Below are 12,933 nucleotides of genomic sequence, written 5' to 3'. Positions count from 1 at the left end.
AGATGGATCGGGTCGATCGCAAAATCCTGGCGCAGCTGCAGAGCGACGCCGACATCCCCGGGCCGGAGCTTGCCAAGTCAGTCGGCATTTCGAACACGCCCTGCTGGCGAAGGGTTCAGAAGCTGGAGGAGGAAAAGGTCATCCGCCGGCGGGTTGCCCTGCTCGACGCGGCGAAAATCAACGCCGCCGTCACCGTGTTCGTGTCCATCCGGGTCAAGGCGCATTCGCTGGAATGGCTGCGCCGGTTTTCCGAGGTGGTGACAAGCTTTGCCGAAGTGGTCGAGTTCTACCGCATGAGCGGCGACGTCGACTATCTGATGCGGGTCGTGGTGCCCGACGTCGCAGGCTATGACGCGTTCTACAAGCGGCTGGTGGCGAAGATCGAGATCGGCGACGTCAACTCGCGCTTTGCCATGCAGGAGCTGAAGTACACGACCGAGCTTCCCTTATCTTATCTGCAGATCAACAATCCCAAAGCGGCACGCGGAGGCTAGCCGCGATTGGACCCGACATTGTGACGTTCGGCGGCCGCCACCAGCGCAATGACGGCCTTGCCTGGGGGTAAGGAAGGAGCGAGACGCTGCTGCCCTTTCACACGATCGTCAGGGCCGGTCACCCTCGAAGTGCCGCTCAAGGAAGGGGAGATTGTCCTGACCCCAATAGGTTTCCTCGTCATAGATGAATGTCGGGAAACCAAAGACGCCGCTGTTTCGGGCGTGATCGCGGTCGCGGCTCCACTTCTTCTGAACGTCGTCGTCGCCCTGGCGCTTGAGAAGTGCCTCGCCGTCGAAACCGGCTCGGGTGACGACCTCGGCCCGCACCTCGGGTTTGCCGATATCACGTGCGTCCACCCAATAGGCGGTCTGCAACGCGCGAGTGACACCCACCCAATCCTTGCCGTCGAGATAGGCTGCGATCACCAGAAAGGAGGCGGGCGTCGGATCACCGAGTTCCGGGCGCTTGTCGAGCCAGATTTCCTTGCCGCGCACCTTCGCCCAGCGTTTCAGGTCCCTCATCCAATAGGCCCGGCGGATTTCCGGCCGGTTGCGCGAGAAGATGCCGCCGTTTTCCTCGATCACGGTGGTCAGGAAAGGCTCTATATCCACTTTGTGCCGCTTGGCGAGATCGACGAAGGCGTCGAGGCCGATATAGGACCAGGGAGAACCGATGGAGAAGAAATATTCGAGGGACTTCGTCATTGCTAATATCCTGATTTCAAAGATCTCACGTCACCGGCGCGCGGCGATAATGGCTGAAGCGCAGCGGGGCGCCAACCGAGTTCGGGGCCGATCAGCGTCACGAAGTCGTGTAGAATCTGGCGGTAATCCTCGTCGATGAATTCATAGGGAAGCTCCAGACGGAATTCCTCGACATGAGGCAGGATCGGATCGGCATATAGCGTCTCCAGGATTTCGTCAGCGGTTCCGACGAGGTCACGGGCAAAGAGGGTGCGGCGCTCGCCCTGCGGCGCAAGTGTGCGTTCGTGACGGCCGGCGGCATAGGCAGCGTAGCGCTTGCGCGTTGCCAGGCTGGCACTGTCGTAGGGAACGATGACCCTTCCGAGCGCCACCCGGCGCCCGGCTCCACCGGAATTTCTGTAGCGCTCGAGCTGGCGTCCCTGGGCGACAAAGAACTCGTCTGTCTCCTCGCCCGTCGTGACGTTGCCGATCAGGAGATTGAAGCCGTTCTGTCCGGCCCAGGCTGCAGAGCGCAGGGAGCCTCCTCCATACCAGATGCGGTCGATCAGGCCCTTGGCATGGGGATTGAGCCGCGGACGCTGCGGGCCGAAGGGCGTCTTGATCCGCGTCTCCTCGTCGCCGAGATAGTGTCCCTTCAGATTGTCGGCGAACCTGATAACGCGAGCATGCGAGAAGTCATGGCTCTCCCAGTCGCCATCAAAAGCGAGCGGCCCGATCAGATCGGCATGGAGCGGCCGTCCCGCGCTCAGCCCGACATTGAGCCGCCCCCGGGAGAGCACGTCGACGGTCGAGAGATCCTCGGCCAGCCGATAGGGGCTTTCGTAGCCGATCGGAATGACCGCCGTGCCGAGCTCGATCCTCTCGGTCCGCTGGGTGGCCGCTGCTAGGAAGGCGGTTGCCGAGGAAATACCCGGCTCCAGATGCCGCTGCCTGACCCAGGCACTGTTGAAGCCAAGCTCCTCGCCATGTTCGAGGAGCAGAAGCGTCTCTTCGAGCCCGCGATGGGGATCGTCTTCGGGATAGTTTCCGGGCGTCAGGAACCCGACATGTTTGATCGCAATGGAATTGCTGGTCATCTCTGGAACTCAGAATTTCGGCAGGCCGGGTGGATTCGTCTCCGAAGCAGGCAAGGCTTCCTCCGACAGATGCCAATGATCGAGGATTTTGGCGTAGGTGCCGTCCTTGATCAGGCCGTTGGTGGCGATCGTCAGCGTGTCGGCAATGCCGCTGCCCTTGCGCGTCGTGATCGCGACGTCGGAGCGATCGGGCCAGCCGGCGCTCAGCGTTCCCACGCGCTTGATGTTCTTGTCGCGGGCGGCGATGAAGACGAGCTGCGCATGCGGCTGAACAATGACGTCGGCGCGACCGGATTGCAGCGCCAGCAGGCTCGCTGCCTCGTCGTCGAAATATTGAAGCTCGATCGGCTTCAAGCCGGTGGCAACGTCCTCATCACTCCATTTCAGCAGGATCCGCTCCTGGTTAGTCCCAGCACCGACGATGATGCGCAGACCCGCCGCATCCTTCGGTTCCTTGATGGAGGCGATGGCGCTGTCACCCTTCACGAAGAAGCCATGCAGGCCTTTGCGATAGGTCGAGAAGTCGAACTTCTGCTTGCGTTCTTCGGTAACGCCAACATTAGAAATGACAGCGTCGTACTTGCCCGACACAAGACCAAGCGGCCAGTCGATCCAGGCGACCGGCACGATTTCAAGCTCCAACCCGAGGCTTTCTGCAATCGCATTGGCATATTCGGGATCGGCTCCAACGACCGTCTTCGCGTCGGTGGCATAGGTTGCAAGCGGTGGTCCGCCCGGGCTGATCGCCACGGTAAACTTGCCCGGCGTGACGAAGGCAAAGCTCTTCGGGATCGAGGCGATCGCCGCTTCGTTCTTCACCGCATGGACACGAGCGGGTTGCGCGGGGCTCAGATCGAACTCATCGACGGCATGCGCCGTTCCCGCCGCAGCCAGCATCATCGCGCTCAAAAGCAGCGCCGGGCGCCAGAAAGCAAAAGACATCATTCTAAATCTCCTGAAATGAACGGTGCGGACCGGCTCGCGTCCCTCGCACCGGTCCGCACGGCCAGCCTTAGGAACCGCTCTTCGGCAGTCCCGGCGGGTTGGTCTTCGATTCTGCCGTCGCCTCTGATGTCAGGTTCCAGCGCTTCAGCACTTCGCCATACTTGCCATTCTTGATGAGGTCGTTGAGAGCGAGAGTGACCGCGTCGGCAAGTCCGGCGCCCTTCTTGGTCGTGACTGCGATCTCGGCCGCAATCGGCCAGCCGCCGCTGACGGTGCCGACGAGCTTGGTCGAGCCCTTGATCGAGGCGCTGTAGGCGAGCGTGGCATTCGGATTGAATTCGACATCGGCACGGCCGGACTGGATCGCCAGATCGGCCGCGGCCCGGTCATCGTAATACTGCACCTCGATCGGCTTCAGGCCGGCGGCGACATTTTCGCGGTCCCATTCGAGGATGATCTTTTCCTGATTGGTACCGGCGCCTGTGATGACCTTCAGCCCGGCAACGTCCTTCGGCTCCTTGATCGCGGTGATCTTGCTGTCGGCCTTCACGTAGAAGCCGAGCACGTCATTGCGATAGGTGGAGAAATCGAACTTCTCCTTGCGCTCCTCCGTCACGGTGACGTTGGAAATGACGGCATCGTACTTGCCGGAGGAGACACCGAGCGGCCAGTCTTCCCAGGCGACCGGAACGAGATCGAGCTCGAGGCCGAAAGAGTCGGCGAGCAGCTGCGCGATCTCGGGATCGGTACCGACGACGGTCTTCGCATCCGTTGCGTAGGTCGCGACCGGCGGGTCCCAGGGGTTGATGGCGACGGTGAACTTGCCCTTCTGGACGAACTTGAAGGACGGAGAGATTGTCTTGATCGCCGCTTCATCCTTCTCGGCGCGGATCCGGTTCGAGGTATCCGGGCTCAAGTTGAATTTCTCGGCAGCCTGCGCGGAGCCGATCCCTATGGTTGCCACCGCTACGGTGCTGGCGAGCAGCTGGATTGCGCTATTTCTGAATGTCATTGCCCTACTCCATTTCTTCTTTAAATTGTGGCTGCTGGCATGCGATCCGGACGCCCGTCGCGGCCGGAATTTCGTTTTCTGCGGAAAGTTCAGAGCACCTTGGCGAGAAACTCTCTGGTGCGGGAATGTTCGGCCCGGGTGAAGATCTTCGATGGCGGGCCGGACTCCAGGATCTTGCCGCCGTCCATGAAGACAACGGTATCGGCGATCTCGCGGGCGAAGCCGATCTCGTGGGTGACGACGACAAGCGTCGTTCCTGTCCGCGCGAGTTCCTTGATGACATCGAGCACCTCGCCGACGAGCTCGGGATCGAGCGCCGATGTCGGTTCGTCGAACAGGAGAACCTTGGGACGGAGGGCCAGCGCCCGGGCAATTGCCACGCGCTGCTGCTGGCCGCCCGAAAGCTGGCGGGGATAGGCATTGATCTTGTCGCCGAGCCCGACCCTGGCGAGCAACTCCTGCGCCAGCTGGACCGCTTCCTCGCGTTTTGCGCCGCGCACCTGGATAGGTGCCTCGATCAGATTTTCGAGCACGGTCAGATGCGGAAAGAGATTGAAGCTCTGGAACACCATGCCGATATCGGCGCGCCGCTTCAGGATTTCGTTCTCCTTGAGCTCATAGAGCAGATTGCCCTTCTGCTCGTAGCCGACGAGCTCGCCATCGACGGCGATGAAACCGGCGTCCACGCGCTCCAAATGATTGATCGAGCGCAGCAGCGTCGACTTGCCGGAACCCGAGGGGCCGAGGATGGCGGTCACGCTACCGGCAGGCAGATTGAGATCGATGCCATCGAGCACCTTCAGCGAGCCAAAGCTTTTCGAAATTCCCTGGATGCTGATGGCGCCACCGGCGCGCAGAACCGCGGCATCGGCAAATCCCCTATGGGCGACTGCGGTTTCAGTCGCAAACTCAGCCGCGGCAGGCTGGCGGGCAAAGCGTGCGAAGAAGGCCTGGAACGGCAAGGGCTTCGGATTGCGCAGGGCACCCTTAGAATAATGCCGCTCGATATAGTGCTGCGCGATCGACAGCACGGTCATGATGACGAGATACCAGGCGGTCGCCACCATCAGCAGCGGAATGACTTCCAGATTGCGGCGATAGATGACCTGCACGGTGTAGAAGAGCTCCGGCAGGGCCAGAACGTAGACCATCGAGGTCGCCTTCGCGAGACCGATCACCTCGTTGAACCCTGTCGGCAGGATCGAGCGCATGGCCTGCGGCAGGATGATGCGGAATGCCTGGCGGCGATGCGAGAGGCCGAGCGAGGCGGCCGCCTCAAGCTGCCCCTGGTCCACGGAGAGAATACCGCCGCGAACGATCTCGGCGAAGAAGGCCGACTGATTGAGCGTCAGACCAAGAAAAGCTGCCGCAAACGGCGTCAGAAGCTGCGTCGTCGGATAGCTCGCAAAGACCGCATCGGTGAAGGGGATGCCGATCGTGATCGTTTCATAGAGATAGCCGAGATTGTTGAGAACGAGCAGCAGCACGATGACCGGGATCGAGCGGAGCAGCCAGATATAGCCCCAGGAGAGACCCGACAGCAGCGGCGAGCGGGAAACACGGGCGAGTGCCAGCGCGGTTCCGAGGATCGAGCCGGAGACGGTGGCGAGTGCTGTCAGAAGCAGGGTTCGGCCAAGGCCGGCCAGCACCGGTTCAGCAAAGAACCACTCGGCAAACACATTCCAGCCCCAGCGCGGGTTCGTGGACGTCGAATAGATGATGCTCGCGATGACGACGGTGGCAAAGATCGTGCCCGCAAAGCGCGCCGGGTGGCGTGCAGGAACAATCTTGTAGCGCGTGAAATCGGAGGTCTCCGCCGCTCTGTGCTCGTGTTTTGCGATAGCCGCAAATTCGCTGGTCAGCGCCATGCCCCTGTTCCTTCCCAAATCAAAGATTGGCGACCGCTCGAAGCGGCGTTGCGTCGATATCTGCCGCCGGCGCGATAGCGGCGGCCGCGATCGTCTTTTCGAACGGCAGCGTCTTGTAGAATTCAGGATCGACATTGATGTCGAAGAGCGCGGTGTAACCGTTGCTCAGATAGAGGCCGACGGCCTCCGGCTGCCGGAATCCCGTCGTCAGATAGACGCGCTGATAGCCCTGGCGGGCCGCTTGCGCCTCAAGCTCGACGAGAACCTTTCGCGCCAGTCCTTGACGTCGCAGGTCGGAGCGGGTCCAGATGCGCTTGAACTCGGCGGTCCGCTCGTCATAGCGCTTGAAGGCGCCGCCGCCGATCGTCACGCCATCGCGTATCAACAGCACGAAGTTGCCGTCCGGCGGGGCGAAGGCTTCAGGCGGATAGCGGTTGAGCTCGGCTGCCGCGCCCTTCTCATCGAAATAGCTGCCGTAGCGGCTGTCATATTCATGAATGAGTTCGTCGATCAGCGGCTTTGCCTGCGGATCAAGCGGTGAGGTGTAGAGAAACGTATCGCTCATGTCGTCGTTACCCGTTGTTTTCGGAGAGAAAGGTTTCGGCGAGCTGCACCCAGTAGCGGGCCGCAGGCGCTATGATGGCGTCATTGAAATCATAGTGCGCACTGTGGAGGGGCGCGCCGTCGCCGTTGCCGACGAAGAGATAGCTTCCCGGCGTCTCCTGCAGCATGAAGGCGAAGTCTTCACTAGCCGTCCGCGGGCGGAAATCGTCCTCGATGACGCTGCGATCGAACGCCTTGATCGCTACATTTTTCGCAAATGCCGTTTCGTCGGCATGGTTGATCAGTGCCGGGAAACCGCGCCGGTAGTCGACCTCGGCCACCGCGCCGAAGCTTTCGGCCTGTGCGCGGGCCAGGGCCGGAATGCGGGTTTCGAGCCTTTCGCGAACGCTCTCGTCATAGGCACGCATGGTGAGCTTCAGCTCGACGCTTTCGGGGATGACATTCGAGGCGGACCCGCCGTGGATCGAGCCCACGGTGACAACGGCCATCTCCTGCGGATCGACATTGCGGGAGACGACGCTCTGCAGCGCGGTGATGAATGAGGCGGATGCCAGCACCGGATCGACACCACGATGCGGCTCGGCACCATGGCCGCCCTTGCCGACGATCCTGATCACCGCCTGGTCGACCGAGGCCATGGCCGCATTCGCGACGAAGCCGAAATGCCCCGAGGGCACGCCCGGCCAATTGTGGAGCCCGAAGACTGCGTCGACAGGAAAGCGATCAAACAGCCCCTCCGCAATCATCTTGCGCGCCCCGGCGCCGATCTCCTCGGCCGGCTGAAAGATCAGCCGAAGCGTTCCATCGAAATGTCCGCTCTCGGCGAGATAGCGCGCCGCTGCAAGTAGGATGGTCGTGTGCCCGTCATGCCCGCAAGCATGCATGACGCCGGGGTTGCTGCTCGAATAAGCAAGGCCCGTCGCCTCCTCGATCGGCAGCGCATCCATATCCGCGCGAATGGCGACCCTCTTGTTGCCGTTTCCCTTCGTCAAGGTCGCGACGATGCCGGTGCCAGCAATACCATGCTCGACCTCATAGCCCCACGAGGAGAGACGCGAGGCGATGAGCTTGCTGGTGCGATGCTCGCGAAACGCAAGCTCCGGATATTGGTGAAGATCGTGGCGCAGAGCGATGAATTCGTCGAGGAGTGAGGCAATCCCCTGCTCGACGCGGTCATGGCCTGGGGTTGTTTGAACTCTTGCGTTCATCGGGCATCCCCCAGCGCTCAAGCGCTGGCGGCCTTTCGCTGGTCGGAATCGTCGGCGCGTTCGGCATAGCGGCTGGTGCGGAAGGGCAGCCCAAGATGATCGCGAAGCGTTTCGCCTTTCAGCTTTGGATCGAAATAGCCGCGGCGCTGCAGGATGGGCAGAACGTGATGTGCGAAGTCGTCGAAGCCTTCGGCGATCACCGGGAAACCGAGAATGAAGCCGTCGGCGGCTTCGCCATCGATCCAGCGGATGATCTCGTCAGCGATATGATCGGCCGTGCCGATAAACGCTGTGCGCGGCGTGGCTGCATCGAGCGCAACCTCGCGCAAGGTCAGCCCCTTCTCGCGCGCCGTCTTCTTGATCCGGTCGGTCGTGGCGCGGAAATTGTTGCGGCCGATATCGCCGAGCTCGGGAAATTGCTCATCCAGCGGATAGATGCTGAAATCATGGTGATCGAAGAAGCGGCCGAGATAGCGCAAGGCCTCTTCGATGGTAACGAGGCCGCGGATCGCCTGATACTTGGCTTCCGCCTCCTCCACCGTCGCACCGACGATCGGGCCGATGCCGGGATAGACGCCGATCTCTCTGGCGCTGCGCCCCTGGGCGACCGCGCTCTGCTTGAGTTGCTTGTAGAAGGTCTTCGCATCCTCGATCGGACCGCCATTGGTGAAGACGGCATCGGCATGCTTGCCGGCGAGCTTGATGCCGGAATCCGAGGCACCCGCCTGGAAGACGACCGGCTGCCCCTGTTTCGAGCGGCGGATATTGAGCGGCCCTTCGATCCGGAAGAACCGCCCCTTGTGATCGAGCCGGTGCATCTTGTCGAAGTCGGCATATTGCCCGCTGTCGCGATCGCGGATGAAGGCGTCGTCATCCCAGGAATCCCAGAGGCCCTTGGCCGCGTCGATATATTCCTCGGCGATCTCGTATCGCAGCTCATGCTCGGGATGCTCGCGCCCGTAATTGCGCCCGGATCCCTCAAGGGGCGAGGTGACGGCATTCCAACCGGCGCGGCCGCCGCTGATCAGATCGAGCGACGCGAACTGCCGGGCGATGGTGAAGGGGTCGCTGTAGGAAGTCGATACCGTGCCCACCAGACCGATCTTCGATGTCGAGGCGGCCAGCGCCGAGAGGATCGTCAGCGGCTCGAAGCGGTTGAGAAAATGGGGAATCGATTGCTCGTTGATGTAGAGGCCGTCGGCAACGAACGCGAAAGCAATGCCGACATCCTCGGCCTTGCGGGCGGTATCGACGAAGAACTGAAGGTTGGTCGAGGCGTCCGCCGGACCGCTCGGATGCTTCCAGGCGTTCATGTGGCCGCCCGGGCCCTGCAGCATGATGCCGAAAGTGACGTGTTTCTGAGCCATGATCTGTCTCCGGAGTGGGGAATTAGGCAGCGAGCGAAAGGCGTTCTTTTGCCAGCAGCTCGATGGAGGCGAGGCGCTCGCCCGGCGTCAGGGCCGGCGTGTCGAGCACGAATTCCTGGACGCCGTAGCGCGCGTGAAGGTCGTCGAGCGCATCCCGCACCTGACGTGCGGTGCCATGGAGAACGCTCGGGATCTTTTCCTCGGTGCGGTAGTCGGCGACACCGGCCTGCCGGGCATATTCGGCCGCCTGCTCTTCATTGCCGACATTCACCGTCTGGCCGTTCGGCAGGAACACCTTGACGATGCGCAGATCGCCGACGCGGGTTCTCGCCTGCTCCGCGCTTTCCGCGGCGAAAGCTGCGAGCGCCAGGATCGGAACATCGCCGCCGGTCGCCTGCGCATAGGCCTCGAAGGTCTTGCGGAGATTTTCGGGATCGCCGTTCAGGTGTCCGGCAAAGACCAGCCGCCACCCCTTCTCCGCGGCAAGCAGCGCGCTGTCGACGCTGGCGCCGAGCAGGAAGCGCTCGGGCTTGACCGGTGGGATAGGCGTTGCCACCGCCTGGTCGTCGCGCGCATCGAACGAAAGGTAGGCATTCAACTCGGAGAGCTGTTCGGCAAAGCCCGGCTTCAACGCGGGATCGACCGCGACCTGCAAGGCGCGCGTCGAATAGGGAAAGCCGCCCGGCGCCTTGCCAACGCCCAGATCGACCCTGCCCGGCGCGAGCGACGACAGGACGTTGAAAATCTCGGCGACCTTGTAGGCGCTATAGTGCTGCAGCATTACCCCGCCCGAGCCGATACGGATCGAGCGCGTGCGCGCCAGAAGATAGGAGATCAGCACCTCTGGTGCGGAACTTGCGAGGTTAGTCATGCTATGATGTTCGGCGACCCAGAAGCGGTGGTAACCGAGCTCCTCCGCCGCAATGGCGAGCTTGACGGCCGCAGCAAGCGCTTCCGTCGCCGTCACGCCCGCTTCGATCGGAGCCTTGTCGAGCAAGCTGAGAAGATAGGTCATCACGGTGCCTCACCATAGTTCTATATTGTCTATAAAATCAGTAGACAAATGGCACGGTAAGGAACCGCTTTCTCTTTGGAGTTGAACGAGGGGAAAAAACCACCGTGCTGCGGGGGTGGGATGACGATACCGTTCAGCAGGACGAACCGCTGCCTGCGAATGTCAGGTCTCGACCGAGCATCGCGATGTGGGCCGCAGGGATCGACCGAAGTGTGATCCGGTCATGCGCGAACCTCTGCTCGACACAGGAGCGGACGGCGATGTCGTTTTTCACAAAGCCGCTGACGGATCAGTTCAGCCGCGCGTTTCGGGAGGAGTGAGGCTGCGGTTTATCTCCAGCCCATAAACGCAAAACCCGCGTGATGGCGGGCTGTGATGTGTGTCTGGATCGTTGGTTTCGGGGTGAGGCTTTGAACCTTCTGCGTTGAGGTTATGGTCCGTAGGACGATGATCTACGATCGCCGGGGAAAGCGAAGCTTTTGCGCCATCGATAGGTCGATAGGATTCCGGGAAGTTTGGTTGCGGGGGCAGGATTTGAACCTGCGGCCTTCAGGTTATGAGCCTGACGAGCTACCGGGCTGCTCCACCCCGCGTCCAGCGCAAAACCCTTTGGGTTTTGTCGCGATAGCGTAAAACGCCTTTGGCGATTTACGCTTACTGCCGGAGCAACTCCGAAGGAGTTGTCTCCTGTAAGGGACGCACCATTATAGATCCGGTGCATCGCTATTTCAGTCTACATATAGGGCTCGAAAGCAAAAAGGCCGCTTTGCGAGCGGCCCTTTGATCGGCTTTGGGCCGTAGAATGTGATGAGAAGATTTATGTTGCGTTTAGCAGACCTGGCAGCGACCGACTCTCCCGCGTCTTAAGACGAAGTACCATAGGCGCTGGGGCGTTTCACGGCCGTGTTCGGAATGGGAACGGGTGCAGCCACCCCGCCATGACCACCAGGTCAGCGAAGCGCAACAATTGAGAAGCTGGATTTTGAGCGAATAGGGATTAGTGAGTAGCGAATAGTTTCGCTTCGCCATTTTATTCGCTGGTTTTGAACACGTCTTGCATCATGAGGCGCCTTTGGCGCCTGATGAGCATTGATCAATGAGAACGATCAAGCCAATCGAGCTATTAGTACCGGTAAGCTTCATGCGTTGCCGCACTTCCACACCCGGCCTATCAACGTGGTCGTCTTCCACGGCTCTGATAGGGAACACTCGTTTTCAGGTGGGTTTCCCGCTTAGATGCCTTCAGCGGTTATCCCGTCCATATATAGCTACCCTGCTATGCCCTTGGCAGGACAACAGGTCCACCAGAGATATGTCCATCCCGGTCCTCTCGTACTAGGGACAGATCCTGTCAATATTCCTACACCCACGGCAGATAGGGACCGAACTGTCTCACGACGTTCTGAACCCAGCTCACGTACCGCTTTAATTGGCGAACAGCCAAACCCTTGGGACCTGCTCCAGCCCCAGGATGCGATGAGCCGACATCGAGGTGCCAAACAACCCCGTCGATATGGACTCTTGGGGGTCATCAGCCTGTTATCCCCGGCGTACCTTTTATCCGTTGAGCGATGGCCCTTCCACGCGGGACCACCGGATCACTATGACCGACTTTCGTCTCTGCTCGACTTGTCAGTCTCGCAGTCAGGCGGGCTTATGCCATTGCACTCGACGACCGATTTCCGACCGGTCTGAGCCCACCATCGCGCGCCTCCGTTACTCTTTCGGAGGCGACCGCCCCAGTCAAACTACCCACCATACACTGTCCCGGATCCGGATAACGGACCGCGGTTAGACATCCATGACGATAAGGGTGGTATTTCAAGGATGGCTCCACGGAAACTGGCGTCCCCGCTTCAAAGCCTACCACCTATCCTACACATGCCGACACGAATGCCAGTGTAAAGCTATAGTAAAGGTGCACGGGGTCTTTCCGTCTGACCGCAGGAACCCCGCATCTTCACGGGGAATTCAATTTCACTGAGTCTATGTTGGAGACAGCGGGGAAGTCGTTACGCCATTCGTGCAGGTCGGAACTTACCCGACAAGGAATTTCGCTACCTTAGGACCGTTATAGTTACGGCCGCCGTTTACTGGGGCTTCGATTCAAAGCTTGCACCTCTCCTCTTAACCTTCCAGCACCGGGCAGGCGTCAGACCCTATACGTCGTCTTGCGACTTCGCAGAGCCCTGTGTTTTTGATAAACAGTCGCTACCCCCTGGTCTGTGCCACCCCATCTCACTTGCGTAAAATGGGGTCACGCTTCTTCCGAAGTTACGCGTGCAATTTGCCGAGTTCCTTCAACATAGTTCTCTCAAGCGCCTTGGTATACTCTACCTGACCACCTGTGTCGGTTTCGGGTACGGTCTATACGGTGGAGCTATTTCCTGGAACCGCTTCCCTGCCCACTCAATCCAATAAGAATGAACAAGTTACGCAATCCGTCACTACCACCAGGCCCACGAATATTAACGTGGTTCCCATCGACTACGCGTGTCCGCCTCGTCTTAGGGGCCGGCTAACCCTGCTCAGATTAACTTTAAGCAGGAACCCTTGGTCTTTCGGCGAGAGGGTCTCTCACCCTCTTTATCGTTACTCATGTCAACATTCGCACTTCCGATACCTCCAGGATGTCTCACGACTGTCCCTTCACAGGCTTACGGAACGCTCCGCTACCAC

Annotated in this window: 10 protein-coding genes, 1 tRNA gene and 2 rRNA genes (1 of these 13 cut by a window edge); 1 reads left to right on the top strand and 12 read right to left on the bottom strand. The window is 60.5% G+C overall.

The genetic code is table 11. The features are described 5' to 3' along the window. The first annotated feature begins 2 nt into the window (after positions 1-2). Positions 3-494, top strand: a complete 492-nt coding sequence (locus tag F2982_RS26560; RefSeq protein ID WP_203430482.1) for an Lrp/AsnC family transcriptional regulator — start codon at positions 3-5, stop codon at positions 492-494. Positions 495-602: 108 nt separating this feature from the next. On the opposite strand, the gene F2982_RS26555 is transcribed toward F2982_RS26560, so the two are convergent. The 12 genes from F2982_RS26555 to F2982_RS26500 form a co-directional block, all read right to left on the bottom strand. Beyond that, complete coding sequence (locus F2982_RS26555; RefSeq protein WP_203430481.1) at positions 603-1,199, bottom strand: DsbA family protein; 597 nt, start codon at positions 1,197-1,199, stop codon at positions 603-605. A gap of 2 nt (positions 1,200-1,201) precedes the next feature. After that, positions 1,202-2,275 carry an LLM class flavin-dependent oxidoreductase gene (locus tag F2982_RS26550; protein WP_203430480.1) on the bottom strand — a complete coding sequence of 358 codons (1,074 nt, stop codon included), beginning with the start codon at positions 2,273-2,275 and terminating at the stop codon, positions 1,202-1,204. A 9-nt stretch (positions 2,276-2,284) separates the two neighbouring features. Beyond that, positions 2,285-3,175: an ABC transporter substrate-binding protein gene (locus tag F2982_RS26545; protein ID WP_246777664.1), complete on the bottom strand. Its 891-nt coding sequence runs from the start codon at positions 3,173-3,175 to the stop codon at positions 2,285-2,287. A 112-nt stretch (positions 3,176-3,287) separates the two neighbouring features. Continuing rightward, positions 3,288-4,232, bottom strand: coding sequence for an ABC transporter substrate-binding protein (locus F2982_RS26540; protein WP_203430478.1), 945 nt, complete (start codon positions 4,230-4,232; stop codon positions 3,288-3,290). Between the two features lie 89 nt (positions 4,233-4,321). Then, positions 4,322-6,100, bottom strand: coding sequence for an amino acid ABC transporter permease/ATP-binding protein (locus F2982_RS32125; RefSeq protein ID WP_203430477.1), 1,779 nt, complete (start codon positions 6,098-6,100; stop codon positions 4,322-4,324). A 19-nt stretch (positions 6,101-6,119) separates the two neighbouring features. Continuing rightward, positions 6,120-6,665 (bottom strand): GNAT family N-acetyltransferase, encoded by a 546-nt coding sequence (locus F2982_RS26530; RefSeq protein WP_203430476.1) that lies wholly within the window; start codon positions 6,663-6,665, stop codon positions 6,120-6,122. A gap of 7 nt (positions 6,666-6,672) precedes the next feature. Next, positions 6,673-7,872, bottom strand: a complete 1,200-nt coding sequence (locus tag F2982_RS26525) for a M20 aminoacylase family protein (protein WP_203430475.1) — start codon at positions 7,870-7,872, stop codon at positions 6,673-6,675. 17 nt (positions 7,873-7,889) lie between these two features. Continuing rightward, positions 7,890-9,239, bottom strand: coding sequence for an LLM class flavin-dependent oxidoreductase (locus F2982_RS26520; RefSeq protein WP_203430474.1), 1,350 nt, complete (start codon positions 9,237-9,239; stop codon positions 7,890-7,892). A 22-nt stretch (positions 9,240-9,261) separates the two neighbouring features. Then, positions 9,262-10,254, bottom strand: coding sequence for an MsnO8 family LLM class oxidoreductase (locus F2982_RS26515; protein WP_203430473.1), 993 nt, complete (start codon positions 10,252-10,254; stop codon positions 9,262-9,264). Between the two features lie 516 nt (positions 10,255-10,770). Further along, positions 10,771-10,847 (bottom strand) — tRNA-Met (locus tag F2982_RS26510). Between the two features lie 242 nt (positions 10,848-11,089). Then, a 5S ribosomal RNA gene (gene rrf, locus F2982_RS26505) occupies positions 11,090-11,204 on the bottom strand. Between the two features lie 152 nt (positions 11,205-11,356). After that, a 23S ribosomal RNA gene (locus F2982_RS26500) occupies positions 11,357-12,933 on the bottom strand; it runs 1,224 nt beyond the window's last position.

It is taken from the genome of Rhizobium sp. BG4 (genome assembly GCF_016864575.1).
Lineage (GTDB): Bacteria > Pseudomonadota > Alphaproteobacteria > Rhizobiales > Rhizobiaceae > Rhizobium.
The sequence above is the reverse complement of the archived record's forward strand: the minus strand, read 5'-3'. Positions and strand labels throughout refer to the sequence as shown.

What these genes read in the sequence shown, in the direction of transcription:
- F2982_RS26560 (WP_203430482.1), top strand. Translation starts at nt 3, where the DNA reads ATGGATCGGGTCGATCGCAAAATCCTGGCGCAGCTGCAGAGCGACGCC.
- F2982_RS26555 (WP_203430481.1), bottom strand. Translation starts at nt 1,199, where the DNA reads ATGACGAAGTCCCTCGAATATTTCTTCTCCATCGGTTCTCCCTGGTCC.
- F2982_RS26550 (WP_203430480.1), bottom strand. Translation starts at nt 2,275, where the DNA reads ATGACCAGCAATTCCATTGCGATCAAACATGTCGGGTTCCTGACGCCC.
- F2982_RS26545 (WP_246777664.1), bottom strand. Translation starts at nt 3,175, where the DNA reads ATGATGCTGGCTGCGGCGGGAACGGCGCATGCCGTCGATGAGTTCGAT.
- F2982_RS26540 (WP_203430478.1), bottom strand. Translation starts at nt 4,232, where the DNA reads ATGACATTCAGAAATAGCGCAATCCAGCTGCTCGCCAGCACCGTAGCG.
- F2982_RS32125 (WP_203430477.1), bottom strand. Translation starts at nt 6,100, where the DNA reads ATGGCGCTGACCAGCGAATTTGCGGCTATCGCAAAACACGAGCACAGA.
- F2982_RS26530 (WP_203430476.1), bottom strand. Translation starts at nt 6,665, where the DNA reads ATGAGCGATACGTTTCTCTACACCTCACCGCTTGATCCGCAGGCAAAG.
- F2982_RS26525 (WP_203430475.1), bottom strand. Translation starts at nt 7,872, where the DNA reads ATGAACGCAAGAGTTCAAACAACCCCAGGCCATGACCGCGTCGAGCAG.
- F2982_RS26520 (WP_203430474.1), bottom strand. Translation starts at nt 9,239, where the DNA reads ATGGCTCAGAAACACGTCACTTTCGGCATCATGCTGCAGGGCCCGGGC.
- F2982_RS26515 (WP_203430473.1), bottom strand. Translation starts at nt 10,254, where the DNA reads ATGACCTATCTTCTCAGCTTGCTCGACAAGGCTCCGATCGAAGCGGGC.